General features: G+C 66.7%; 23 protein-coding genes and 1 pseudogene. 5 read left to right on the top strand and 19 right to left on the bottom strand.

Annotated features, from left to right (window positions below):
• Window positions 1-21: 21 nt before the first annotated feature.
• Window positions 22-1,524 carry an amino acid permease gene (locus M1D93_RS02205; RefSeq protein WP_461173575.1) on the bottom strand — a complete coding sequence of 501 codons (1,503 nt, stop codon included), beginning with the start codon at window positions 1,522-1,524 and terminating at the stop codon, window positions 22-24.
• A 227-nt stretch (window positions 1,525-1,751) separates the two neighbouring features.
• Here M1D93_RS02205 and M1D93_RS02200 point away from each other — a divergent pair, with 227 nt between their 5' ends.
• From M1D93_RS02200 to M1D93_RS02190, 3 genes are all read left to right on the top strand, one after another.
• The gene (locus M1D93_RS02200) at window positions 1,752-2,423 is read left to right on the top strand and encodes a TetR/AcrR family transcriptional regulator (RefSeq protein ID WP_461173574.1); all 672 of its coding nucleotides are present in this window, start codon (window positions 1,752-1,754) and stop codon (window positions 2,421-2,423) included.
• 76 nt (window positions 2,424-2,499) lie between these two features.
• Complete coding sequence (locus M1D93_RS02195) at window positions 2,500-3,336, top strand: alpha/beta fold hydrolase (RefSeq protein ID WP_461173573.1); 837 nt, start codon at window positions 2,500-2,502, stop codon at window positions 3,334-3,336.
• 351 nt (window positions 3,337-3,687) lie between these two features.
• Complete coding sequence (locus M1D93_RS02190) at window positions 3,688-4,758, top strand: IS110 family RNA-guided transposase (protein ID WP_461172108.1); 1,071 nt, start codon at window positions 3,688-3,690, stop codon at window positions 4,756-4,758.
• A 38-nt stretch (window positions 4,759-4,796) separates the two neighbouring features.
• On the opposite strand, the gene M1D93_RS02185 is transcribed toward M1D93_RS02190, so the two are convergent.
• From M1D93_RS02185 to M1D93_RS02175, 3 genes and pseudogenes are all read right to left on the bottom strand, one after another.
• Complete coding sequence (locus M1D93_RS02185; protein ID WP_461173572.1) at window positions 4,797-6,272, bottom strand: DHA2 family efflux MFS transporter permease subunit; 1,476 nt, start codon at window positions 6,270-6,272, stop codon at window positions 4,797-4,799.
• A gap of 185 nt (window positions 6,273-6,457) precedes the next feature.
• Window positions 6,458-6,553: pseudogene (locus M1D93_RS02180) on the bottom strand (peptidase C56); the annotation flags it as partial.
• Window positions 6,554-6,593: 40 nt separating this feature from the next.
• Window positions 6,594-7,184 carry a TetR/AcrR family transcriptional regulator gene (locus M1D93_RS02175; RefSeq protein WP_461175090.1) on the bottom strand — a complete coding sequence of 197 codons (591 nt, stop codon included), beginning with the start codon at window positions 7,182-7,184 and terminating at the stop codon, window positions 6,594-6,596.
• A 210-nt stretch (window positions 7,185-7,394) separates the two neighbouring features.
• Between M1D93_RS02175 and M1D93_RS02170 the strand changes: the two genes are divergently transcribed.
• On the top strand, window positions 7,395-7,661 hold the full coding sequence (locus tag M1D93_RS02170; RefSeq protein ID WP_461173571.1) for a hypothetical protein: 267 nt from the start codon (window positions 7,395-7,397) through the stop codon (window positions 7,659-7,661).
• A gap of 31 nt (window positions 7,662-7,692) precedes the next feature.
• Here the strand turns inward: M1D93_RS02170 and panC are convergent, their stop codons facing one another.
• From panC to dacB, 15 genes are all read right to left on the bottom strand, one after another.
• Entirely contained in the window at window positions 7,693-8,610 is a 918-nt protein-coding gene (panC, locus tag M1D93_RS02165) for a pantoate--beta-alanine ligase (RefSeq protein WP_461173570.1), read from the bottom strand.
• Between the two features lie 2 nt (window positions 8,611-8,612).
• A complete protein-coding gene (locus M1D93_RS02160; protein WP_461173569.1) occupies window positions 8,613-9,506 on the bottom strand; it encodes a Rossmann-like and DUF2520 domain-containing protein in 894 nt (297 codons plus the stop codon).
• On the bottom strand, window positions 9,499-11,070 hold the full coding sequence (locus M1D93_RS02155) for a PH domain-containing protein (protein ID WP_461173568.1): 1,572 nt from the start codon (window positions 11,068-11,070) through the stop codon (window positions 9,499-9,501). Before M1D93_RS02155 ends, M1D93_RS02160 begins: the two co-directional genes overlap by 8 nt.
• Window positions 11,067-11,579 carry a PH domain-containing protein gene (locus M1D93_RS02150; protein ID WP_461173567.1) on the bottom strand — a complete coding sequence of 171 codons (513 nt, stop codon included), beginning with the start codon at window positions 11,577-11,579 and terminating at the stop codon, window positions 11,067-11,069. The genes M1D93_RS02155 and M1D93_RS02150 overlap by 4 nt, the downstream gene beginning before the upstream one ends.
• A complete protein-coding gene (locus M1D93_RS02145; protein WP_461173566.1) occupies window positions 11,560-12,108 on the bottom strand; it encodes a DUF3180 domain-containing protein in 549 nt (182 codons plus the stop codon). The genes M1D93_RS02150 and M1D93_RS02145 overlap by 20 nt, the downstream gene beginning before the upstream one ends.
• Entirely contained in the window at window positions 12,105-12,650 is a 546-nt protein-coding gene (gene folK, locus M1D93_RS02140; protein ID WP_461173565.1) for a 2-amino-4-hydroxy-6-hydroxymethyldihydropteridine diphosphokinase, read from the bottom strand. Before folK ends, M1D93_RS02145 begins: the two co-directional genes overlap by 4 nt.
• Window positions 12,647-13,039 carry a dihydroneopterin aldolase gene (gene folB / locus M1D93_RS02135; protein WP_461173564.1) on the bottom strand — a complete coding sequence of 131 codons (393 nt, stop codon included), beginning with the start codon at window positions 13,037-13,039 and terminating at the stop codon, window positions 12,647-12,649. Before folB ends, folK begins: the two co-directional genes overlap by 4 nt.
• Before the next feature lie 8 nt (window positions 13,040-13,047).
• On the bottom strand, window positions 13,048-13,968 hold the full coding sequence (folP, locus tag M1D93_RS02130; RefSeq protein WP_461173563.1) for a dihydropteroate synthase: 921 nt from the start codon (window positions 13,966-13,968) through the stop codon (window positions 13,048-13,050).
• A gap of 10 nt (window positions 13,969-13,978) precedes the next feature.
• Window positions 13,979-14,623 (bottom strand): GTP cyclohydrolase I FolE, encoded by a 645-nt coding sequence (gene folE / locus M1D93_RS02125; protein WP_163161284.1) that lies wholly within the window; start codon window positions 14,621-14,623, stop codon window positions 13,979-13,981.
• Between the two features lie 9 nt (window positions 14,624-14,632).
• On the bottom strand, window positions 14,633-16,696 hold the full coding sequence (ftsH, locus tag M1D93_RS02120) for an ATP-dependent zinc metalloprotease FtsH (RefSeq protein ID WP_461173562.1): 2,064 nt from the start codon (window positions 16,694-16,696) through the stop codon (window positions 14,633-14,635).
• 177 nt (window positions 16,697-16,873) lie between these two features.
• Window positions 16,874-17,920, bottom strand: coding sequence for a LacI family DNA-binding transcriptional regulator (locus tag M1D93_RS02115; protein ID WP_461173561.1), 1,047 nt, complete (start codon window positions 17,918-17,920; stop codon window positions 16,874-16,876).
• A gap of 17 nt (window positions 17,921-17,937) precedes the next feature.
• Window positions 17,938-18,489, bottom strand: a complete 552-nt coding sequence (hpt, locus tag M1D93_RS02110) for a hypoxanthine phosphoribosyltransferase (RefSeq protein ID WP_041651844.1) — start codon at window positions 18,487-18,489, stop codon at window positions 17,938-17,940.
• Between the two features lie 30 nt (window positions 18,490-18,519).
• Window positions 18,520-19,578, bottom strand: a complete 1,059-nt coding sequence (gene tilS / locus M1D93_RS02105; protein ID WP_461173560.1) for a tRNA lysidine(34) synthetase TilS — start codon at window positions 19,576-19,578, stop codon at window positions 18,520-18,522.
• 120 nt (window positions 19,579-19,698) lie between these two features.
• Window positions 19,699-20,832 (bottom strand): zinc-dependent metalloprotease, encoded by a 1,134-nt coding sequence (locus tag M1D93_RS02100; protein WP_461173559.1) that lies wholly within the window; start codon window positions 20,830-20,832, stop codon window positions 19,699-19,701.
• Window positions 20,833-21,022: 190 nt separating this feature from the next.
• Window positions 21,023-22,549, bottom strand: coding sequence for a D-alanyl-D-alanine carboxypeptidase/D-alanyl-D-alanine endopeptidase (dacB, locus tag M1D93_RS02095; RefSeq protein ID WP_461173558.1), 1,527 nt, complete (start codon window positions 22,547-22,549; stop codon window positions 21,023-21,025).
• Window positions 22,550-22,703: 154 nt separating this feature from the next.
• Here dacB and M1D93_RS02090 point away from each other — a divergent pair, with 154 nt between their 5' ends.
• Window positions 22,704-23,192, top strand: coding sequence for an inorganic diphosphatase (locus M1D93_RS02090; RefSeq protein WP_079596875.1), 489 nt, complete (start codon window positions 22,704-22,706; stop codon window positions 23,190-23,192).
• Window positions 23,193-23,229: the final 37 nt, after the last annotated feature.

Here is a 23,229-nt window from a genome sequence, read left to right as displayed (position 1 = left end):
CCAAGCCTGTGAAGTTGTGGCTCAGGCGTTGGTTGCCAGGTTCCTGCGCCGGACCCAGAGTCCTAGGAGCAGGACCACCGCCACCATGAGCGGTGCTGAGTAGAGGAGGATGCCGTTTTCGCCGGTGGGGTCGTAGACCTCGGGCCGGGGCCAGGCGAGATTGACCACCATCAGCGCTCCGTAAAGGACGGCGAGGATGTTGACGGGCAGTCCCCAGCGGCCGAGTGAGAACAGTCCTGCGGGCATGGTCTGTCCCACCCGGTTCCAGTCGCCCCGGAGCCTGTTGAGCAGCTGCGGCACGGTGACCAGGAGGTAGGCGATGTAGACCATCACGATGCAGACGCTGCAGAGGGTGGTGAACAAGGCTGCGTTGCCCACGTTGATGGCCAGCACACCAACGGCCAGGGCGCCGATGACGATCGAGGGCCACATGGGCGTACCGCGGGTGGGGTGGACGGAGGACAGCAGTGCAGAGGCGGGCAGTTTGCCGTCCCGGGCCATGGAGAACACCAGGCGGGAACCGGCTGTCTGGATGGCCAGGGTGCAGACAAAGATGGCGATGGCCACGTCCACCAGCAGGACTTTGCCCCAGAAGGTGCCCAGGACTGCGGTGAGGACGTAGGGCAGGCCTTCGGTGGCGAGCCGGCCGTCGTCAAGGCTTGGTGCAGCCATCAGGGCGGTGATGATCATCAGCGCTCCGCCGATTCCGGAGATGAGCAGGGCCGAAAGGATGGTGCGCGGAGCGGTACGGCGGGGGTCCTTGGTCTCCTCGGACAGTTCGCCGGCGGAGTTGAAGCCCACCATGACATAGGCGGCCATCAGTCCGGATACCAGGAAGGCTCCGACGGCCCCGAGGTCTGAGCCCTGGAGCGCGGTGGTGTCCGCGACGACCTCCGGCCCGCGCTGCGCGGCGCTGATGAGTGCGAGGATGACGGCCACAACGCCGACGATTTCGCAGGTGACGCCGACGGAGTTGACGTGGGCCATGAGCTTGACGCCGAGGGAATTGATGATGGTGGTGGCCACGAGGAGCACTGCCCCCAGGATGACTGCGTTGGCGGCACCGGTCACGGTATTCAGCGCCGGGTCACCGCCCACTATCTGGAACCCGTCCCAGAGCTGGGGTAACACCACCTGCAGTGCGATCGCGGCGGCGGCCGCGGTGACCACCTGGGCGATGGCCATGAACCAGCCGGCGAACCAGCCCACGCCCTCGCCACCCACGCGGCGTGCCCACTGGTACACGGCCCCTGAGAGCGGGTAGCGGGCCGCGAGTTCCGCGAAGTTCAGGGCCACAAGCAACTGGCCCACCAGCACCACCGGCCAGGTCCAGAAGAAGGCCGGCCCGGCGAACGAGTAGCCAAAGGCGAACAGCTGGAAGATGGTGGTCAGGATGGACACGAAGGAAAAACCGGCGGCGAATGAAGCGTAGCGGCCGAGTTTCCGGTGAAGCGTGGGCTCGTAGCCAAGGGACGTCAGGTCCGCATCGTCCGCATGGACGGTGGGAAGAACGGTTGAAGTCATCGGATTCTCCGGGGGCTGGAACGGCGTTGGGGTGGAGCCTTCCGGTAGTGCAGCACTCGGCCGATGGCTGCGGAATACCGGTCACTTGATAGTTTTCCAGCGTGATGTCCCCAAAGAGTTTCGCCTCTGTAAAAGGCACATAGACATCTTGTTTCGGCTTTATTTCCGTCCCCTCACCTCCAGCTGGAGCGCTGAAAGGGGCGGGATGGGGGTGCAAGAATGAGGCGATGACTTCAGCCGGACCAGGGAGACCCCGCAGCCAACAGCCCTCCAGGCCGGGCGCCACCGCCCGTGACGAAATCCTGGACGCTGCGGCCGAGCTTTTCACCAGCCAGGGGTTCGCCAACACGTCCACCCGCTCCATCGCTGATGCCGTGGGGATCAGGCAGTCATCCCTCTATCACCACTTCAAAACCAAGGACGACATCCTTGAGGACCTGCTGGAGGGCACCGTGCTGGGCGGGCTGCAGTTTGCGCGCGCGGTGGCGGCCCTGCCGCCAAGCAAGGCTCCGGCCGGAAGCCGGCTCCACGCCGTCGCGCTCTACGATGGAACGCAATTGTGCAGCGCCCGCTGGAACCTCGGGGTCCTCTACCTCCTGCCTGAGGCCCGCAGCGCGCGCTTTGCCCGTTTCCTGGCGGACCGGCAGGAGCTGCGCAACCTGTACAGGGAACTGGGGGCATCGCTGTCCCCCACCCACCCTGACGTCGCGTCAGGAGCCGACCCGGGCGACCTTGCCTTCCGCCTGGTCGAATCCCTGATCAGTCTTCGGGCAGACGGAATGGCAACACCCGGCTCGCCCCTGCAGGCGGCAGATGCCGCACTCATCCTCTGCGGGCTGGGCAATGAACTGGCCGCCATCCGCGGGCAAAGCGCGGTAATCATCAAAAGCCTCGGCTGACAGTGTTGGTGCGGCTCCCGGTTGCGGGCAGGCCGACATGGTGCCTGTGTTCAGATTGCTCAGCTAGGCTCGGAACATGACGCGTGAGAACATCAGGACCCCCGACGGCGGCACGCTGGAGCTCTTCTCCACCGGCGCGGAATTCGCTTCCGCCGGCTCGGGCGTTGTTATTGTCCCGCCTTCCATGGTGACCGCCGCGGACTATACAAAGTTCGCGCAGAAGCTCAGCGCAGCGCTGGGCCGCCCGGTCCACACCTTCAACCGCCGCGGCCGGGGTTCCTCATCGCCCCAGCCGGAGGATTACACCCTGGATGTGGACATCCGGGACCTGTCAACGGTCATGAAGCACACGTCCAGCACGGATGTGTTCGGGCACAGCTTCGGCGGGGCGGTTGCCCTTCACGCCGCCCGTACGCTGCCGGTGGAACGGCTTGCTGTCTATGATCCCGCCGTGTCTGTGAACCACAGCGTCAAAGCGGACTGGACCGCAGAGTACGAGCGCGCCGCCGCTGCCGGGGATGACGACCGCGCCCTCGCCGTCCTGCAGCGCGGGCTTGAAGCCGGCGGTGCGTTCTCGTCCCGCATGCCGCTTTCCATGCTGACCCTGGCCAACAAGCTGACCGCCGGGACGACAGAGGGCAAGCAGCAGCGCGAGATGATGAGGACCGGTGTCCGGGAAATCAAGGCGATCATCGCCGCGGACATGCCGGCAGAGCCGTTCCTGGAGCTTCCGCTGGAGACCCTGATCGTGGTGGGCGAAAAGAGCCCGGCCTACTTCGGGGTGGCCTGCGGCCAGATCCACGACGTCCTCTCAGGCTCCAGCTACACCATCCTGCCCGGCCACGGCCACGACGGTGTCATCAAGGCGCCGGACAGGCTGATCAAGGAACTCGCAGACTTTTACGCCGGCTGACCCAAGCAAGTAGCGCAGAGTGTCGTTTTGAGGGTTCAAAACGACTGTGAGGATTGGGGTGGCTGGTCCGGGACTGGCTGGCAGAGTTGGTACTGGCCGTTCCGCGCTGTGGTCGTGACTCACAAAACGATTGGCCCCCTCAGGGTGCCGTTCAAGTGACTTGTCCGTCTGCGGGGTGGGCCGGCCGGTACCTTCCCGGCCCACTTTGGTGACTTGATCAGAAGGTTGCCCGCCCCCTCTAGGGGGGCGTGGCTCGTCACAGTGCTGTTCCGAAGTGACCTCTACCCGGGCTGGTACCGGCCGCGTGCGGCCCTGACCGTATCCGCGAATAGAGGAAGTGCCAGAACCGCTATGTCTATCGTTGCTCATTCCTACCCGTTTGTCGTGGGAGTCGATACCCACGCGAAAAAACATGTCTACGCGATCATCGATCCCGCAACCGGGCAACTGCTTCAGACCCGGGATTTCCCCACGACCGGTGCTGGTATCAACCGGGCCATTGCCTGGGTGGCCCGCCTAACCGGCGCCGACCTGGCCACCTTGTGGGTGATCGAGGGCGCCGCGTCCTACGGCGCCCTGCTGGCCGGTGCCGTGTGCGCGGCCGGCTACCCTGTCGCTGAAGCCGCACGGATGGATGCCCGCGCCCACCGCGGGGTAGGCAAGTCCGACCCGCTGGACGCCCACCGGATCGCCGCGGCCGTACTGCCCCTTCGCGAGCAGCAACTGCGCAGGCCACGGCTCAACGAAGGCGTCCGCGCAGCCCTGCGCATCCTGGTCTGCGCCCGTGAGTCCATGACCACCGACCGGACCCGGGCCGTGAACGCGCTCACCGCGCTGCTCCGGGTGAACGACCTTGGCCTGGACGCCCGCAAACCCCTCACCGGCACCCAGATCGCCGAGGTCGCCCGGTGGCGGGCCCGTGAAGAACACTTGGCGCTGTCCGTTGCCCGCACCGAAGCTATCCGGCTCGCCCAGCACATCAGGAAGCTCGACACGCACATCAAAACCAACAACGACCAGATCACCGAACTGGTCCAAATCAGCGAAGCCGCACCGCTGCTCCAGGAAAACGGCTTCGGCCCCGTCACGGCCGCCATCTGCCTCACCGCCTGGTCCCACCAGGGCCGCGTACGCTCCGAGGCCGCCTTCGCTTCCCTGGCCGGCGTCAACCCAATCCCGGCCTCCTCAGGCAACACCGTCCGGCACCGACTCAACCGCGGCGGCGACAGAACCCTGAACAAAGCCCTGCACAGAGTCGCGGTCAGCAGAATGGCCTTTGATACCAAAACCACTGCCTACGTCGAGAAACGACAAGCCGAAGGACGGACCAAAAGGGAAATCCGGCGGTGCATCAAACGCTACCTCGCCCGCCAGATCTACCGAACCCTCAACGCGACAAAGACGGACCCCTCCACGGCTTGACGAACTATAGAAGGGTCACTTAGCGCTACCTGGTTGGGTCAGTGGGCGCCGTGGCCCGGGCCGGCACCTTCGGTCTTGCGCATCATCGCTGAAAGTACGACGGCGGTGAGGGCTATGACCGTTGCCGTCAGGAAGGCGGCGCTCATCCCGGCGACGAGGCCCGACGCCGCGGAAACAACGGCGAAGATGGACACCAGCAGGGCGGTGCCGGCGGCGCCGGCCACCTGCTGGGTGGTGCTCATGATGGCGGACCCGTGCGAGTAGAGGTGCGGCGGAAGCGGGTTCAGTCCGGTGGTGAACGCCGGGGTGAAGAGCAGTGCCAACCCGAAACTCAGCCCCACGTGAAGGGTGACGATCCAGGCCACGGAGGTGCCGGCGTCGAGCATTGAGAACTGCCAGAGAGCCAGCACCATGAGGACGGAGCCGGTGATGGTGAGCGGCAACGGCCCCACTTTGTCGAACAGCCGGCCGATCACCGGTCCCAGCAGGCCCATCGCCAGGCCGCCCGGAAGGAGCGCCAGGCCGGTCTCCAGGGAGCCCAGGCCGCGAATCTCCTGCAGGTAAAGGGGCAGCAGGATGACGCCGCCAAACAGCGCCATCATGGCCACCACCATCAGCAGGACCGAAACGGTGAACATGCGGAAGTTGAACGCGCGCAGGTCAAGCAGCGGGGCTTCCGCCTTCTGCAGTTGCAACTGGCGAATGACAAAGGCCGCGAGGCCGGCAACGCCGATGACCAGAGCGGTGATCGCGACGGCGCCCGGGCCGGCCTGGCCGCCGTGGCCGCCGCCGATCTGACTCAGGCCGTAGACCAGGCCGCCGAACGCCGGGACGGTGAGGACCACGGAGAGAGCGTCCAGCTTTGTCTTTTCCGCTTCCCCGATGTTGGTCAGGTACTTTGCGCCAATGGCAAGAGCGGCGAGGGCCACGGGAAGGACGAACACAAACATAAAGCGCCAACTGAAGTGCTCAAGGATCAGGCCGGAAACCGTGGGGCCCATCGCCGGGGCCACCGAAATCGCGATGCTGACGTTGCCCATCACAGCGCCGCGCTTGGCCACCGGAACCAGGGTAAGGATGGTGGTCATCAGCAAGGGCAGCATGATGGCCGTACCGCCGGCCTGGATGATGCGGGCCAGCAGGAGCAGCTCAAAGCCGGGGGCCACGGCCGCGAGGGCGGTGCCGCCGGCAAACAGACCCATGGCCAGCATAAACACGGCCCTCGTTGAAAGGCTCTGCAGGATGAACCCGGTGGTGGGAATGACCACGGCCATGGTGAGCATAAATCCGGTGGACAGCCACTGGACGGTGGGCGCGTCCACCTGGAGTTCCACCATGAGCCGCTGCAGGGCGACGTTCATGATGGTCTCGTTGAGGATCACCACAAACGTCGCCACCAGCAGGGTGCTGATAATGGTCACCGATTCTCGGGACATCTTCTCCGGTGCGGCGCGCTTGGTTCCTGCAGCTTGAACGGACTGGCCGCTGGCGTTCGGAGAAACTTCGGTAGACATGGGTGTTCCCTCAGGGAGTTGCGGAAGTGGTGCGCGATCAGCGTCGCTGCAGACTCCAACACTCTACCGGCTGGAGTAATTCCCCTTCGCGGGAAGTTTTCCTGCATCCCTGAGGGAACAGCGCGGACTCAGAAGGGCGGCAAGGCGGGCCAATCAGGCCCGCGGGCCCGCGCCCGGCCCGGAGGTCAGGCGGTCTGGCCGGCGTGCTGGCCCTCTGAAATCTCCTCCACCAGTTTGCCGTTGAAGGCCGGGAGGTCATCGGGGTTGCGGCTGGTGACCACGCTGGCAAGAGTGCTCAGCGACTGGCACGGAGGCAGGCCGTCAGCTGCTGTGGTGCTCGATCAGCCAGACGGCCATCTGCTGCGCACGTTTGGCGGCTTGTAGGTCGCCCTCCAAGGCTTGCAGGATGGCGCCCTTCATCAGGACCAATAATGAATAGGCGAACTCCTCGGGGCGCACCAGGCCCGCCTCTTCGGCCGCCGCCTGGATGTGGCCGCGCATCTTTGTCAGGTAACTGATGCTGGCCTGCCCCAGCGGATGGCCGGGGCCCATCTCCAGCAGGACTTTGGCAAAGGAGCAGCCCTCGAAGTCCTCGCGCTGGAACCATTCCCCGAACACATCAAAAATCGCCAGCAGCTGCTCCCGGGGAGTGCTGTGCCGGCGTAGTGCCTCCGACAGGATCAGATCCATGGTCCACTGCTTGTCACGCTGTTCCAGGAAAGCCAGGACCAGCAAGTCCTTGGACGGGAAGTGACGGTAGAAGGTCGCCTTCGCCACCCCCGACCGCTCAATCAGCTCATTAACGCCAACGTCGCGGACCCCGCGCCGCGAGAAAAGCTCGTAGGCAACGGACATGATCCGGGCAACGGATTTGGCGGTCGCGGTCTCCGGGACGGGCGCTTCGGCGACCATGGGTGAAGGAGCCACTGCGGAAGGCGTGGCTGAAGATTCCCGGTCCACCGCCCCGGTCGATGGCAGCTCCGCTTTTGCGTCCATAACATCTCCAGTTTACCGCCGCCGGGGAAGACAGACCGGTCTGCCCCCCTGTAAAGTTTCTTTTAGCGCAGTGCTTACGACGCCGCAGAGGCCCCGGCCACTTCGGATTGGTGCAAGGAGGCCCCTATGTCAGCAGAGCGGATGTTCCAGAGCGTACCGTCGGACCCGGACGCCTGGATGGCCAGCGATACGCCGGCCGAGATCCGCCAGTTCGCCATCGAGTCGCTGCGGTGGCAGGCCCAGGAAATCATCGACGAAGTGCTGCGCAGGGAAGAACCCGGCGAGGAGCTTGCCAGGGCCAGGCTCCGGCGCTGCGTCGCCAGATATCCGGGCAGGCCGGAACGCGCGCTCCTTGAACAGTTGATGGCGAACCGGGAGCTCCCGGGCATCTAGCCTCCAGGCCGACGGCCCCGTCGCCCGGTCGCTAGGAGCTGAGCGGCATATTGTCGATCAACCGCACCGGCCCCACCTTGGCCGCGATGAGCGCAAGGGCCTCGCCCCGGAACGGCGTCTCGCGGCAGTTCTCGGCCAGCGGTTCCAGGGTGGCAGGGTCAACCACGTCGAAGTAGTCCAAACCCACCAGCGGCTGGGATTCCACCATCGCCTGCACTGACTCGAGATCAAGTGGTTCCCGCGCCTTCGCCCGCTCCTCAAGCAGCCGCAGTGCGCGGAACAGCACCAGCGCCGCCTCGCGCTCTTCCCCGGACAGGAAGCGGTTGCGGCTGGAAAGAGCCAGCCCGTCCGCGGCACGCACAGTCGGCACTCCCACAATTTCGACCGGGAAGTCCAGGTCAGCGACCATCCGCCGGACCAGTGCCAGCTGCTGGGCGTCCTTCTGGCCGAAGTAGGCGCGGTAGGCGGGCAGGCCCCCCTCCTCCATGGCGGACGCGGGCAGCCCTGCCCCCGGGGTTCCGTAGTGCAGCAGCTTGGCCACCACCGTCAGGGCGCCGTCGAAGTGGCCCGGCCGCGAAGCGCCCTCCCATTTCTCTCCAATCGCTCCCGATGTGATGCGTACCAGCGGCGCACCGCCCGGGTACACCTCGTCCACCGATGGGGCAAAAACGAGGTCAACACCCTGCTCTTCGAGCAGTGCAAGATCGGCGTCAAGCGTCCGGGGGTAGCGGTCCAGGTCAACGGCGTCGCCGAACTGCAGCGGGTTGACGAAGATGGTGGCCACCACAACGTCGTTTTGTTCGACGGCGGTACGGGCCAGGGCGGCGTGCCCCTCGTGCAGCGCGCCCATGGTGGGCACCAGGCCCTGGGACGTTCCATGTTTGGACGCCAGCAGCCGCGCGCTCCCGGCGTGCAGGTCAGCAACAGTAGTGACAAGTTTGATGGGCATCTTTAGTCTTCCTCCGGTTCCAGGGCCTTGCGCAGCTCCCGCAGCTGGTCAGGTTTCAGCAGCCCGCGCCCCTCGGCGCGCAGGGCCGTGGCGCGCGCCATCGCCAGGTACGCCGCCAGCACGTCCCCCTGCCCGCCGCCGTCGAACTCCCGCAACGCCTCGGCGTGCGCCTTGACTGTTCCCGTGTCGCCGCGGGCAACGGGTCCGGTAAGGGCGGACTCCCCGGAGGCCAGCGCGTTTTCCAGCGTTGCCCGCAACAGCGGACCCAGCATCCGCTCGGGGGCCTCCACTCCCACCTCACTGAGCAGTTCGGAAGCCTGCGCCACAAGGGTGACGAGATGGTTGGAACTATGCGCCAGAGCGGCGTGGTACAGCGTCCTGTCCGCCTCGGCGATGGCCACCGGCTCCGCGCCCATCTCCACTACCAGCGCCTGCGCGATGGGCAGCATGGCCGCATCCGCGGTGACGCCGAAGGTGCAGTCCAGCAGGCGGGTCAGGTCAAGGCTCATCCCGGTAAAGGTCATCGCCGGATGCAGGGCCAGCGGGACGGCCCCCGCAGCGCGCACCGGATGGAGCACCCCCACCCCAAAGCGGCCGGACGTGTGGGCGACCAGTTGGCCCGGCTGCCACGCACCCAGTTTCGCGAGGCCGTCCACCAGGCCCGGCAGGGCGTCGTCGGGTACTGCCAGCAGCACCAGCTCGGCACGCTCGACGATTTCCTGGACTTCCAGGACGGGCACGCCGGGCAGCAGCGTCGCGGCCCGTTCACGGCTTGCGTCAGAAACCGCTGAGACTCCGACGACGGCGTGTTCGGCCGCGCGCAGGGCGGCGCCCAGCACGGCGCCAACCTTTCCGGCGCCCACGATTCCGACGCCGAGGCGTCCGGGTTTAGCCATGCTGCTGGCCTTCCTGTGTTGGGACGGGGGTGTCGGCGGGGCGGGTTTGGGCGGGCTCAACCACCGGGGCTACCTGCCGAAGCCACTGTTCAGTGGTTTGCCGCTTCCGGGCCAACCGGGCACGGGCCGACTGTTCGTCGAAGAGCGCCAAGGCCTGCTCCACTGCCGCCTGGCGAAGGCGCGGGATGACCGGGCCCGCAGTGGTGTGCAGCACCAGGTCAGCTACCCGGAACCGGCGCGCCAGCGGGCCCTGGTGCAATGCCATGGACTGGGTCCGCTGGTGCGGTACCACCACAAGTTCCCGCCACCAGCGGCCTGAGCGGATCAGCAGTGCGGTGTCCGTGGCCGTGAACCCGTTCCGCCGCCATCCCAGCGGCGCCAGGAGGCGGGCCCGGCGCGGAGTGGTGACGAATCCGCCGTCGGCATCCAGCCCGTGGAGCCCGGCACCGAACACGGCCGCGGGCTGCGGCGTGCCGGGGTCCGGCAGCACCAGCGCGAGGATCGACATCACGTCGTCGAGCCTGCCCACCGGCAGGAGCGTGGTGCGTGCCGAGCCCTCGCCGGCGCTTTCGATGATGCCGTAGCCGGCGACGTTGACCGAGATCCGGTACCAGCCAAGCGCCCGCCAAAGCGGCGGCTGGACAACTTTCAAAGCCTGGATCCGGCCGGGCGGAAGTGTCTGGGCCTGGGTATCCAGCAGTCCGTAGCGCAGCCGGATACCATCTGGCGAGATGGCAGCGGTGAAGTTGTACCCCTTGTTGAACAACCCCCAGTAGCTGGCCGCCAGGCCGAGGGCAGCGGGGATCAGGTAGAAGTAGAAGGCTGCATTGCCTGTGACGGACGTCAGAATGACGGACGCCGCAGCGCCCAGCACCACAAAGACGCTCTGCTCGCTGAGCAGCAGGGAACCGACAAGGCGCGACGGCGGCACGGCCAGTACCGGATATTCCGGCGCCTCGGGTGCCGGCTCCTCCGGGCGGGAAGGATCCACGGCCACGCCGGCGGCCCGCGCCAGGATGGTGGCCCGGAGCTGCCGGGCGTCGTCCATCTTCAGGTAGGCCAGCCGGACGGCGGACTCCCCCGCGTCGGCCACCTCGAACTTGAGCTCGGCCAGGCCGAAGATCCGGGCCAGCAGGGGCTGCACGATATCGATGGCCTGGACGCGGTCCAGCCGCGCCTGGCGCTGCTGCCGGAAAATGAAGCCGGAGTTGACCCTGACGTAGCCGCCAGCCACCTGGTACTTGGTGAAGTACCAGGTGAGGATAAAGCCCAGCACCGCGATGAGCAGCATCACTGCTCCCGCGGCCAGCAGGAACGGTGCCCGGCCGGCGAATTCATCCTCAAGGATGGGCCGGCCCTGCAGCGCGCGCTCAAAGACGTCCCGGCCGACGAAGAAGCCGATGGCCGCAAGGGCCACCCAGCCGCGCACGAAGGGAGAGGCGGGGTGCACCCGCAGCCACTCGCCGTCGGCCGCGGCGCCGGGCAAAGGGTTCGGCGCAGCGCTTTCGGAAGGCCGGGCTGTGGCAGGACCGCCAGCCTCCGGATACGGCCCCTCTGCCGTCACAGTCCTGCCAGCCTGGCTTCGCCGCGGGCAGCGAGCTGCTCACGCAGCCGCGCGCCCTCCGCCGCGGGCAGCCCGGGAATCTGGGCATTCGTTCCGGGCGAGGCGGTGTGCAGCTTGAGGGTGCACAGGCCAAGTCCGCGTTCCACGGGCCCTACGCCAATGTCCACGTACTGCATCCTGCCGTAAGGGACGGCCATGGTGCGCTGGAAAAAGATGCCGGTCCTGACCAGCAGGTCGTCGTCCCGTTCGGCGTACCCGATGGCCCGCACCTGGCGTGGGATCAGCACCAGCCGCCAGATGGCAAGGACGAACGCTACAGAGGGGACGGTAACGGCCAGCCAGAGCGGCGGCCAGGCCCAGGCGTCCAGGAGGACAAGCACCAGGGGCAGGGACAGGACGAGCACGGTGATGAAGTTCCCCAGCGCCCACTGCACCAGCCGGACAGTGACGTATTTGGGTGACACCCGCTGCCAGACGATGCCCGGCGGGTCAATCGCCTCGGTATGCATATTCGCCTTCCCCTGCGGCTTCTCCACGGACCGCACGGCCAGGTTTGCCGTCGGCGCCGTTGGTGTCGCTGTCCTCCGGCGGGATCTTGCAGAACCGTTCGACCAGCAAGCCCACCACGATCATCACCAGTCCGCCGCCGGCCATCGCCAGCGCCAGCCAGGTGATGCCCTGGTTGCTGCGCAGGCTCCAGATCCGCAGCTGGTCCAGGAAGATCCCCACGTGCCAGCCGAGCAGGACAGTCCCGGCATAGGCGCAGGCCTGCGCCAGTACCAGCGTGCGGGCTGCGAGGAGCGGGTCGAGCAGCTTTTTCTTTTTCGTGCTGTTGGGCCTGTTGCTGTTGCGCCACTTCAGGACCCGGATGCCCAGGATCAGGGTGATGGCAACAATGACGCCCATGGTGGCCAGTGCCGTGAGCGGCAGGACCGGCGTGGCTATGCTGTAACGGCTAGTCACCACAGTGGCAGACCAGCCGGCGACGGCCAGGATGAAGCCGATGAGCAGGAGGCGCAGCGGATTGATGGGTTTCATCGCTCCTCCACCGCCCCCGCAGTGGGCAGGCCGTCAAAGTCGCCGAAGCCGTCGAACGGGGCGAGGTCGCCAAAATCCTCCGCCCGCGAAGCCAAGGTGCTGATCCGTTCGCCGTCCAGGGTGGCAGCCGGCTCAATGAGCGACCACGGGTAAAGAACGAAGGCCCGGGTGGCGGCGCGGGGATGCGGCAGGGTAAGGACCGGATCATCGCTGCGGAGGTCGCCGTAGGTGATGATATCGACGTCGAGCGTGCGCGGCCCCCAGCGCACCTCCCGCACGCGGTGGTGCTTGTTTTCCACGGACTGGCAGTGTTCCAGCAGCTCGTGCGGCGTGAGGTTGGTTTCCACGGTGACGACCATGTTCAGGAAGTCCGGCTGGCCGGGCGGTCCGCCGACGGCCTTGGTCTGGACTATGGGTGACACGGCGAGGAGGCGGATCTCGGGCGGATCGACGAGGTCCGCCACCGCCTCGGTCAGTGTTTCGTTGCGTTCGCCCAGGTTGCTGCCCAGGGCCAGGACCACTTTCGAATAACCGGCGTTCATACTCTTTCCCCCTGAACTGGCCGCTCCCCGTTGTTCCGGGCACGGTGGACACTGACAGCCACGTCCCCGAAGGGCACCTCGATGGGCGCCTGGGGTTTGTGCACGGTGACGTCCACGGCCTGGAGCCCGAATTCGGCCAGCAGGCCTTCCGCGATCCGGACAGCCAGTGCCTCGATCAGGTTCAGCGGCTCCCCCGATATCCACTCGGTAATACGCTGGGCCACCTCGCCGTAGTGCGCGGTGTCCCGGACGTCATCGGATGCCGCCGCCTTGGCGAAATCCAGATAAAGCACCGTGTCCACAACAAAGGGCTGGCCCTCGCGGCGTTCAAAATCAAAGACGCCGTGATGGCCGACGGCGGTGACGCCGGTCAGCGTAATCCTGTCCATGGCTGGGCCTACTGGCTGGTTCTTGGGGCGGCCATGCGCGCGGCAACCTTGACGGCGTCCAGGCTGGGACCGACGTCGTGCACGCGCACGGCCCATGCACCGCTGTAGGCGCTGATGGCAGTAATTGCCGCGGTGGCGGCATCCCGCTCCTGCGGGGCAGCCGACTTGCCGGCCACCGTCAGCAGGGTGCCGAGGAACCGCTTGCGGGAGGCCCCCACGAGGATCCGGTGGCCCAGGCTTTCCAGCTGGTCCAGGTTCTGCAGGAGCTCCCAGTTCTGGGCGTCATTCTTCGCAAACCCCAGGCCGGGATCGATAATGATCTGTTCCCGGCTGACCCCGGCGGCGTAGAGCTTGTCCCGCACTCCGGCCAGTTCGGCCACCACTTCCCCGGCAACGTCCTTGTACTCTGCCAGGGAGTTCATGGTGCGGGCGTCACCGCGGCGGTGGGTAAGGATGTAGGGGGCCTTGGAGGACGCCGCGAGCTCGGCCATCTCCGGTTCCATGCTGAGGCCGGAGACGTCGTTGATGATGGCGGCGCCGGCTTCAAGGGCGGCGGCAGCCGTGGACGCGCGGACGGTGTCGATGCTCACAAGGGCACCGGCTTTCACCAGCGCCTCGATCACGGGGATCACGCGCTGCTGTTCTTCTTCGGGGCTGACGTCCTCCGCGCCGGGACGCGTGGATTCCCCGCCGACGTCGATGATGTCCGCGCCGGCGTAGAACATCCGCAGGCCTGCTGCTATGGCGGTATCCGCCGTCGCGTGTTCGCCGCCGTCGCTGAAGGAGTCCGGGGTGACGTTGACGATGCCCATTACGAGGGTCCGGTCAGTGGGCAGGTCTTCAAACCGGGCCACCGGCCGCGGTTTGCGCAGGATGGGCAGCGGCGAGGTTGCGGGGCCGGTTCCCGGCGCTGCAGCTAGTGAATCCATGGTCTGATGGTTACCTTCCGAGGATGAGGCTCATGGCTTCGGCACGGGTGGCCGGGTCATGAAGCTGCCCGCGGACCGCACTGGTGACGGTCTTTGCTCCGGGCTTGCGGATACCGCGCATGGACATGCACATGTGTTCGCATTCAACGACGACGATCGCGCCGCGGGGCTTGAGGTGGCTGACCATCGCTTCGACGATTTCCGTGGTGAGGCGCTCCTGCACCTGGGGGCGGCGGGCGTACATGTCCACCAGCCGGGCCAGCTTGCTCAGCCCGGTCACCTTGCCGTCGTGCGAGGGGATGTAGCCTACGTGGGCCACTCCGTGGAACGGCACCAAATGGTGCTCACAGGTGGAATAGAACGGGATGTCCTTGACCAGGACGAGCTCCTCATGATCAAGGTCGAAGGTGGTGGCGAGGATTTCGGCCGGGTCATGGTGCAGCCCGGCAAACATCTCGGCATAGGCCTTGCCCACCCGCTTGGGGGTGTCCACGAGGCCGGCGCGGTCCGGGTCCTCTCCGATGGCCAGGAGAATCTCACGGACCGCTGCCTCGATCCGGGGCCGGTCCACCTTCTGGTGTTTGGAGTGGTGGGCGCCGCCCTCCGCCAGGTGTACGGCGGAGGCGGGAACGTCGTCGTCGTCGAAGTGGGTCACGGTAGAAGCTTAGCCGCGAAGGGCGTCAGGCCCCGAGTCGGGGATGCCTCCCTGGAACGGGGCGTCCTCCGGGACTCCCTGCGGATGCGGCGGCTGGGCGTCCAGCGGCTCGTCCAGCCGCGCCTGCTTGGCTTCCTCCTGGGCCTCGCGCTCCGCCTTTTCCTGGCGTGATTCCACCGGGCCGGCCGTGTGCACCGGACGGGTTTCCTTGGACAGCCACACCTCGCGGAAGTCACGCTTGCGGATGTCGCGGAAGATGTCGGCGATCTCGGCCTGGTTCAGCGTTTCGCGTTCCAGCAGCTCGAGGGCCAGGCGGTCCAGGACGTCCCTGTTCTCGATGAGGATGGCGTAGGCCTCGTCATGGGCCTGGTCAATCAGCCGGCGTACTTCCTCGTCCACCACGTACGCGATCTGGTCCGAGTAGTTGCGCTCGTGCCCGGCGTCGCGGCCCAGGAACGGCTCGCCGCCGCCCTGGCCCAGGCGCACGGCGCCGACCCGTTCGCTCATGCCGTATTCGGTAACCATCTTGCGGGCGGTGCCGGTGGCTTTCTCGATGTCATTGGAGGCGCCGGTGGAGGGATCGTGGAAGACGATTTCCTCGGCGACCCGGCCGCCCATGGCGTAGGCCATCTGGTCCAGCAGCTCGTTGCGGGTCACGGAGTACTTGTCGTTCTCGGGGACCACCATCGTGTAGCCGAGCGCACGGCCGCGGGGAAGGATGGTGATCTTGGTGACCGGCGCGGAGTTCCGCAGCGCGGCTGCCACCAGGGCGTGGCCGCCTTCGTGGTATGCGGTGATCTTGCGCTCGTGTTCCTTCATCACGCGGCTGCGCTTCTGCGGGCCTGCCATGACGCGGTCAATTGCCTCGTCCAGAGCGCGGTCATCAATGAGGTTGGCGTTGGAACGGGCGGTGAGGAGGGCGGCCTCGTTGAGCACGTTGGCCAGGTCCGCGCCGGTGTAGCCGGGCGTCTTCTTTGCCACGGCCTTGAGGTCCACCCCGGGCGCCATGGGCTTGCCCTTCGCGTGAACCTGCAGGATCTGGTCACGGCCGATCAGGTCCGGCGCATCCACACCGATCTGGCGGTCAAAGCGGCCCGGACGCAGCAGCGCGGGGTCCAGCACGTCGGGACGGTTGGTGGCAGCGATCAGGATGACGTTGGTTTTGACGTCGAAGCCGTCCATTTCGACCAGCAGCTGGTTGAGGGTCTGCTCGCGTTCATCGTTGCCGCCGCCGATGCCCGCACCGCGGTGGCGGCCAACGGCGTCGATCTCGTCCACGAAGATGATGGCGGGCGAGTTGGTCTTGGCCTGCTCAAAGAGGTCGCGGACACGGGAGGCGCCCACACCAACGAACATTTCCACAAAGTCCGAGCCGGAGATGGAGAAGAAGGGAACGCCGGCTTCGCCTGCTACAGCGCGGGCAAGGAGGGTTTTACCGGTGCCAGGAGGGCCGTACAGCAGCACGCCCTTGGGGATTTTGGCGCCAACAGCCTGGAACTTGGCCGGTTCCTGGAGGAATTCCTTGATCTCCTGGAGTTCTTCCACGGCCTCGTCGGAGCCTGCCACGTCGGCGAACGTCACCTGCGGCATGTCCTTGCTGACCATCTTGGCCTTGGACTTGCCGAACTGCATGATCTTCGAGCCGCCGCCCTGCATGCGGGTCATCAGGAACCAGAACAGCGCGCCCAGGAGGATAACCGGGATGAGGAGGGAGAGCAGGCCGGAGAACCAGTTGCTTTCGATCGGCTGGTCCGTGTAGCCGCCGCTGGGGGCGGAAGCGGTGACAGCCCGGACAACGTCCTGGGCGCGGGCGTCAACGAAGAAGAACTGGACGCTCTTGCCCTTGTCCTGCCCGTCCTGCTGGTAGTTTTCCTTAAGCACCAGGTCAACGCGGTTTTCACCATCGAAAATCTTTGCCTGCTCAACGTTGTTGCCGGCAAGCAGTTCGAGGCCCTTGTCAGTATCAATCCGCGCGGCACCGCCGGGAGCCAGCGTTGCAAAAGCCACCAGGAGCATGCCGATCACGACAACGATCCAGATGCCCGGGCCTTTGAAGAAGTTCTTAGCTTTCATCTGTGTTCGGGGGCTGGCCCCGTCCCTCCTGGTAGTGCTGCACGGCGAGTAGTCTGCGCGCGTGATGGTGCTGCGTCAGCTTCTAGCTATACACCGTCCGGAGTAGATCACGCATAGTGCAGGGCAAAAGTTCCCTCTGGGCGTAGCGGCCGCCGCCACTGGCGCCGAGGGGCCTCCCTAGGCCTGGATCCGGGGCGCGGCCACCGAGCCGCGGCTCACCAGCGGGCAGTCAAGGAGGACCGGTTCCGGGACTCCCAGGTCCTGGCCCGGTGTCCCTTCCACGGTTGCGATCAGACGTTCCGCCGCCCACGCACCCATCTCATAGTGGGGCAGGGCCACGGAGGTCAGAGCGGGGTGGAGGTTGGCTGCGATCAGCTCCTGGTCGCCAAAGCCAATAACAGAGAGGTCTCCGGGGATGGACCAGCCAAGGTCCGCGGCTGCACGGTAGGCGCCCATCGCCATGGGGTCATTGCAGCAGAAGAGGGCCGACGGCGGGTTGTCGCAGTCGAGTATTCTGCGCACAGCGTCGTAGCCTCCCGCTGCATCGCAGGAGCCTGCCTCCACCGGCGCTGCCCCGCCGTCGAGCCCGGCGCTGCCGAGCGCTTCCCGGAACCCGCGAAGCCGCTCGCGTTCTGAAGGTGCGTCCGCCGTGCAGCTGATGAAACCGATGCGGGTGTGCCCGGCGGCAAGAAAGGTTTCAACGGCGGTGCGGGCGCCGCCATACTGGTCCGGCATCACCGAGGGGAGCACTCCGCCGGCGCTGACGGCATCCACGAGGACAACCGGAACCTTGCCCAGGTTGGCCGGCGCATCCACGGTCCGGTGGTTCCTGGTGGCATAAAGGATGCCGTCAACCTGCCGTTCGAGGAGCGCCTCAACGTCCGCTTCGCGGGACCGGGGACCCGCCGTCCCGGAGGTGTTGCTGACCATCAGGGTGTAGCCGCGGGACCGGGAAGCATCAACGGCGCCCGAAATGATCCGCCCGGCATACGGCGCAGTGGCAATGTCCTCGTGGACCAGTCCGAGTACACCGGTGCGCCTGCTCCGGAGGGCCTGCGCCAGCCGGTTGGGTCCGTAGCCCAGCTGCGCGGCGGCGGACCGGACCTTGTTCCGCGTTTCCGGGCTGATCCGCGCGGAGGAAACATCGTTCAGGACATGGGAGACGGTGGTGACAGACACTCCGGCGGCCAGGGCCACGTCCTTGATGCCAGCGTTGTTGCGCAAGGTGCGTGGAGCGGATCCTACTCGTAAACGTGCGGCGCGAGGGTTCCCACGAAGTCGAGGTTGCGGTACTTCTCGGCGTAGTCCAAGCCGTAGCCCACCACGAACTCATTGGGGATGTCGTAGCCCACGTACTTGACGTCGATTTCCACCTTGGCGGCGGTGGGCTTGCGGAAGGCCGTGCAGATCTCCACGGAAGCCGTGCCGCGCGATTCGAGGTTGGTCTTCAGCCAGGACAGCGTGAGCCCGGAGTCGATGATGTCCTCGACGATTAGTACGTCCTTGCCCATCAGGTCCGTGTCCAGGTCCTTCAGGATGCGGACGACGCCGGAGGACTGGGTACCGGAGCCGTACGAGGAAACAGCCATCCAGTCCATGGAAATGTGGCTGTGAAGTGCGCGGGCGAGGTCGGCCATGACCATGACTGCACCCTTGAGGACGCCCACAATGAGGATCTCGCGGCCCTCGTAATCCTTGTCGATCTGCGCGGCGAGTTCGGTGATCCGCTGCTGGATCTGCTCCTTGGTGTAGAGAACGTGCTTGAGGTCTGCCTGGACGTCGTTTGAATCCACCAATGGCTCCTGTGTAGATGCGGGGTGCGACTATTTTGCGGGCCGTTTTTGAGGCCGGAGTACTAGCTTCCCACAGCGTGCGCCTCCGCGGGGAACGGGGGCGCCGTTATCCCCGGCGGCACGCCCATCCGCCGCCGGGACACCTTCCAGCTGCGCGAGCGACAACCTGAACACGCTCACTCCCCCCGGCAGCTCAACGGGGCCTGCAGAGCCCTGCCGCCGCAGCAGCGCTTCCGCCGCCAGAAGGCGCTGGTAGCTGGGCTGCTGCCCGCCGACGTCGGCAGCAGCCTTGGCGATCACGCGGAACCTGATGGCCGGGGCCAAGGCACGCAACGCGTCCTCCGGGAGGCTCAATTCCTTGCCGTTTCGCTCCACCAGCGACGTGAAGGTGGCTTCCGCCACATCCTCCAGATAGTCGGCGTCCAGCTGCAGGATGGATGCTGTCCGGGCGAGGGATTCCGCGACGCCTGGGCCCAGTTTTTCCTCGAGATGGGGCAGCACTTCCACCCGGGTGCGTGACCGGGCGTAGGCGGGGTCCGTGTTGCTGGGATCGTGCCAGGCCTGCAGTTCCTCGACGGCGCAGATTTCCTCTGTGTCCGCCCGGCGAAGCCCCAGGAACGGCCGCAGCAGCATGCCGCGCGCAGGCCTCATGCCTGCCAGCGAACGGGTGCCCGATCCCCGGGCCAGGCCCAGTAACACCTGTTCAGCCTGGTCGTCCAGGGTGTGCCCCAACAGGATGGCGTCTGCGCCCTGGCTTCCGGCGGCCGCTGCAAGCGCTGCATGCCGGGCCTCCCGCGCGGCGGCTTCGGGCCCGAGGCCTTCCCGGGCCACTGTCACGGTCCGGACTTCCACGGGGGCGAGACCCAGTTCCTGCAGCACGCGGGCTGTTTCCGAGGCCACCTGCGCCGAACCCTCCTGCAGCTGGTGGTCCACCACCACAGCGCCCACGGTGATGGGATGGCCGTCAACGTGCCCGCGGCGGGCGAAGTAGGCGGCCACCGATGCCAGGGCAAGGGAGTCCGGGCCGCCGCTGCAGGCCACGACGACGTGCTGTGGATACCCGGCCTGGGCCAGGGCGTCCTGGAGCATTTTCCGCGCAGTGCCAACGACGGGCGACAGCCTTCCGGGCCGCCGTCGGCCGCTGCGATGGGCGGAAGGAGGGACAGATGCCGTCGGCGGGGGCACGTCAGGCAGGCCGGCTTCGGGCAATCAGAGTCCCATCCGCTCAAGCCACAGCTTGGCGTCGTGGATTTCAGGTTCCGTGGGCAGGTGGTCCGCCGACTCCCAGACCCTGTTGAAGCCTTCCATTCCAGCGACGTCCACGACGGCGCGGACGAAACGGGCGCCGTCGGAGTACTGGCGCATCTTCGCGTCCAGGCCGAGGAGGCTGCGGATGAATTTTTCGATCACGCCGCGGTCCTTGCCGCGGTCGTTGAACCGCTGCCGGATGGTCTTCACGGACGGCACGATGCTGGCGTCCACGGCGTCCATCACCACGTTGGCGTGGCCCTCGAGGAGGCTCATCACGGCGGTCAGGTGCGAGATGGCGGCCTTTTCCTCCGGGTCCTGCAGGAGGTCCAGGATGGCGCCGCGGCCGGGGGTGTTTCCGTTGCCGGTGCGGTCCTTCAGCGAGCGGGCAGCTGCGGTGGCACGCTCCATCAGGGTGTCAACGTTGCCCAGCAGGTGGACGCTGAGCTCGTCGATCTGCTCCAGCATGTGGTGCCGCAGCCAGGGGGCGGCAGCGAACTGCACCCGGTGTGTCTGCTCGTGCAGGCAAACCCACAGGCGGAAATCCTCGGGGGCGACGTTCAGTTCACGCTCCACGGACACGATATTCGGCGCTACCAGGAGCAGGCGCCCTCCTGTGGGCGCGGTGGAACTTTCGGCCAGGGCGGCAAACGGATCGTACTGGCCCAGGACCTTGCTGGACAGGAAGGCCAAAACAGCGCCCAACTGGCTGCCGGTGATGGCACCGCTGACGCTGGCCGCGGCCGGGCTCAGGTTTCCGCGCCGGCTTTCGAGCATCTTCTCCATGGCCGGCTTCAGCATCACCGCGAAGCTTTGGGTGTTGGCCTTTGCCCACGAGGCACGGTCCACCACCAGTACGTTCGAGTCCCGGAGGTCCCTTGCAGCTTCCAGCCCCGTGATCTCGTGCACGTGTTCAACGGAGGCGTCGGCAAGCCGGCGCAGGCTTTCCACGGCGTCGCCGATATCGGCCTGGTTCAGGACCGGACCGGCAGGAGCCAGCCGCGCCGCGGTGGAGGCGGCGAGATCCCAATTGATCAGGGCCGAGGCCTGGCTGGACAACGTTTGGGCTGACGACTCGCGTGCAGTGGACTCCATAGCTCCCATCAGAACACAGCAGGCTGGGGATAGTCCTTAAGTTCGCTCACCGGCGAACCTGCCCGACCATCCGCTGTCAGCCCAGCACTGACGGCCGGGGACCGCATAAGCGGTGCCGGCCGGGACCGCTTGCGCGGGGAAAGGCCGCGCAAGGTTCATCCCCGCCGCATCCCGTGTCGCGGCGGCAGTGCTAGCGGCAGCCGCAGGCCGCGAGCGCCGTCGCGGCCCGGTCCAAAGCCGCCCTGTTGCCCGCGGCGCCCGGCGTGAGCCCGTTGCCGATGAAGGAGAAGACCAGGAGCCGGCCGTCGGCGTCAACCACGTAGCCGCTGAGCGCAAGCACCGAGTTCAGGGTGCCGGTCTTGGCCCGGACCAGGCCTGCGCCCCGGGCTGTTGAATCGTCGCCGTAACGGGTGTCCAGGGTTCCGGTGACGCCGGCTACCGGAAAGCCGTCCAGCGCCGCGCGGAGCCTGCTGTCACTGCCCAAGGTAATGGCACGCACCACCTCGGCGAACTGGCGGGCTGAGACCTGGTTGCCCATGGCCAGCCCGCACACGTCCACAAGTTTCATCGCGTCCACCGGAATTCCGGCGTCGGCCAGCTGGGACAGGACGGCAGCCGTGGCACCGTCGTTGCTGCCTGGCTGGCCCGCCGCTACTGCCGCCAACCGTCCCAGTGCTTCCGCGAGGTAGTTGTCCGATTCCTGCAGCATGTGGTCCACCTGCTGCGCCACCGTTGCCGACTGCACCCCGGCCAGGACGGCGGGCCCGCCGCCTGCGCCTTCGGCCGGTTCACCCGCTGTTGGCGCCGGCTGCGGGGACCGTTCGACGGCGGCTGCCACACTCAGTCCCGCGGCCGCACCCGCCGCCCGCAGCCGGGCCGCGAATTCCCCGGCAACGGTAATCGCCGAGTCCTGCGGTCGGGGGCCAGTGGTGACGGCTGGATCGAAACGGCCGGAATTCAGAGCCAGCGGATACAGGGGGGCCACTTCCCCGGCGGCCACGTCCCCGCTCTCCCACGCCGGGTTCAGCGCAGGGCCGGTGAAGAGGGAATCGTCCACGAGGACCTTGATCTCCCCTGCGGCGCCCGCTGCTGAAAGCGCCTGGACCGTTTGGGCAGCCAGCGTAGCCAGTCCGGCATGGCCCATCACCTGGTCCCCGTTCGATTCCCCCGGCCCGAGGAGGACGTCGCCGCCCCCCACCAGCACCACCTGCCCGGCGGCCGGGCCGGCCAGCACCTTGGTGGTGAAGCGGTGCTCAGGGCCGAGCGAGCGCAAAGCCGCCACCGCGGTCAGCAGCTTCAGGTTGGACGCCGGCACCCTGCTCTCGGAACCCCCGCGGTCGAAAAGGACCTGGCCAGTGAGCGCATCCTGCACCAATCCCGTGAACGTTCCGCCGCCCTCGGTCTGCAACAGGGGTTCCAGTTGGGCGGTGACGGCGGACGCCAGGGGAACAGCAGCCGAGTCATCAAGCGGGGCAAGTCCCTGATCAGGCGCGAGTGTGGCGGGAGCCTGCTGCCATGGCGGCACCGGCGGCGCGGGGGCAGGCGGTTCGGGTCCCAGGAAACCCGGGGCAACCAGCAGGGCCGCGGGGACCGCGAGAACCACCAGCAGGGCGGTCAGCACAACCGACGGCCAGGACCCCCACAGGCCGGTGAACCCGGCCCGGACACTGTGGCGGACACGGTCAAGCCATGGTCCCGCGGCAGTTGGTTTGGTCATGCTGGTGCTGGTCCTCAAGTCCTGAAATATCCCCACAAGTTCCTGATTCCAGGGCCTCTCGCTATATCCTCAATAGTAGTCGGCGGCACGGACACTCCTTTTGGTGAGCCGTCAAGTGTGCCGCAAACCCCCTGCAATTGCCGAGGAGCATTCCATGAAGCATGACGTGACCATCGAGATCCCCAAGGGATCGCGCGTCAAGTACGAAGTTGACCACGAGACCGGCCGCGTCCGCCTGGACCGCGTCCTCTTCACCTCCATGCAGTACCCCACGCACTACGGATACTTCGAAAACACGCTCGGCGAGGACGGCGACCCGTTGGATGCACTGGTGCTCCTGCAGGACTTCGACCTGCACCCCGGCGTCATCGTTGAGTCCCGCCCCATCGGCGTTTTCAACATGACCGACGACGGCGGCGGAGACGCCAAGATCCTCTGCGTCCCCGTGGATGCCCGCTTCGACCACATCCAGGAAGTCAGCGACGTCAACGACTTCCTGATCAAGGAAATCGAGCACTTCTTCACCCGCTACAAGGACCTGGAGCCGGGCAAGTGGGTCAAGGCCGAAGGCTGGGGCGACCGCGCCGCCGCTGAAGCCGAGCTGGAAGCCTCCATCAAGCGTTACGTGCCCACCGGCCACTGACGCCAGCCGTCTCCCCTACCTCGCTTCGCTCGGTCAG

It is taken from the genome of Arthrobacter sp. Z1-9 (genome assembly GCF_054792695.1).
This window is presented reverse-complemented; position numbering and strand designations above follow the sequence as displayed.

Coding starts and splice junctions, on each gene's coding strand:
- ftsH (WP_461173562.1), bottom strand. CDS start 16,696: ATGAAAGCTAAGAACTTCTTCAAAGGCCCGGGCATCTGGATCGTTGTC.
- M1D93_RS02200 (WP_461173574.1), top strand. CDS start 1,752: ATGACTTCAGCCGGACCAGGGAGACCCCGCAGCCAACAGCCCTCCAGG.
- M1D93_RS02175 (WP_461175090.1), bottom strand. CDS start 7,184: ATGGTCGCCGAAGCGCCCGTCCCGGAGACCGCGACCGCCAAATCCGTT.
- folP (WP_461173563.1), bottom strand. CDS start 13,968: ATGGATTCACTAGCTGCAGCGCCGGGAACCGGCCCCGCAACCTCGCCG.
- M1D93_RS02190 (WP_461172108.1), top strand. CDS start 3,688: ATGTCTATCGTTGCTCATTCCTACCCGTTTGTCGTGGGAGTCGATACC.
- dacB (WP_461173558.1), bottom strand. CDS start 22,549: ATGACCAAACCAACTGCCGCGGGACCATGGCTTGACCGTGTCCGCCAC.
- panC (WP_461173570.1), bottom strand. CDS start 8,610: ATGCCCATCAAACTTGTCACTACTGTTGCTGACCTGCACGCCGGGAGC.
- tilS (WP_461173560.1), bottom strand. CDS start 19,578: ATGCTCCAGGACGCCCTGGCCCAGGCCGGGTATCCACAGCACGTCGTC.
- folK (WP_461173565.1), bottom strand. CDS start 12,650: ATGAACGCCGGTTATTCGAAAGTGGTCCTGGCCCTGGGCAGCAACCTG.
- M1D93_RS02090 (WP_079596875.1), top strand. CDS start 22,704: ATGAAGCATGACGTGACCATCGAGATCCCCAAGGGATCGCGCGTCAAG.
- M1D93_RS02150 (WP_461173567.1), bottom strand. CDS start 11,579: ATGCATACCGAGGCGATTGACCCGCCGGGCATCGTCTGGCAGCGGGTG.
- folB (WP_461173564.1), bottom strand. CDS start 13,039: ATGGACAGGATTACGCTGACCGGCGTCACCGCCGTCGGCCATCACGGC.
- M1D93_RS02100 (WP_461173559.1), bottom strand. CDS start 20,832: ATGGAGTCCACTGCACGCGAGTCGTCAGCCCAAACGTTGTCCAGCCAG.
- M1D93_RS02205 (WP_461173575.1), bottom strand. CDS start 1,524: ATGACTTCAACCGTTCTTCCCACCGTCCATGCGGACGATGCGGACCTG.
- M1D93_RS02160 (WP_461173569.1), bottom strand. CDS start 9,506: ATGGCTAAACCCGGACGCCTCGGCGTCGGAATCGTGGGCGCCGGAAAG.
- M1D93_RS02195 (WP_461173573.1), top strand. CDS start 2,500: ATGACGCGTGAGAACATCAGGACCCCCGACGGCGGCACGCTGGAGCTC.
- M1D93_RS02185 (WP_461173572.1), bottom strand. CDS start 6,272: ATGTCTACCGAAGTTTCTCCGAACGCCAGCGGCCAGTCCGTTCAAGCT.
- M1D93_RS02145 (WP_461173566.1), bottom strand. CDS start 12,108: ATGAAACCCATCAATCCGCTGCGCCTCCTGCTCATCGGCTTCATCCTG.
- M1D93_RS02170 (WP_461173571.1), top strand. CDS start 7,395: ATGTCAGCAGAGCGGATGTTCCAGAGCGTACCGTCGGACCCGGACGCC.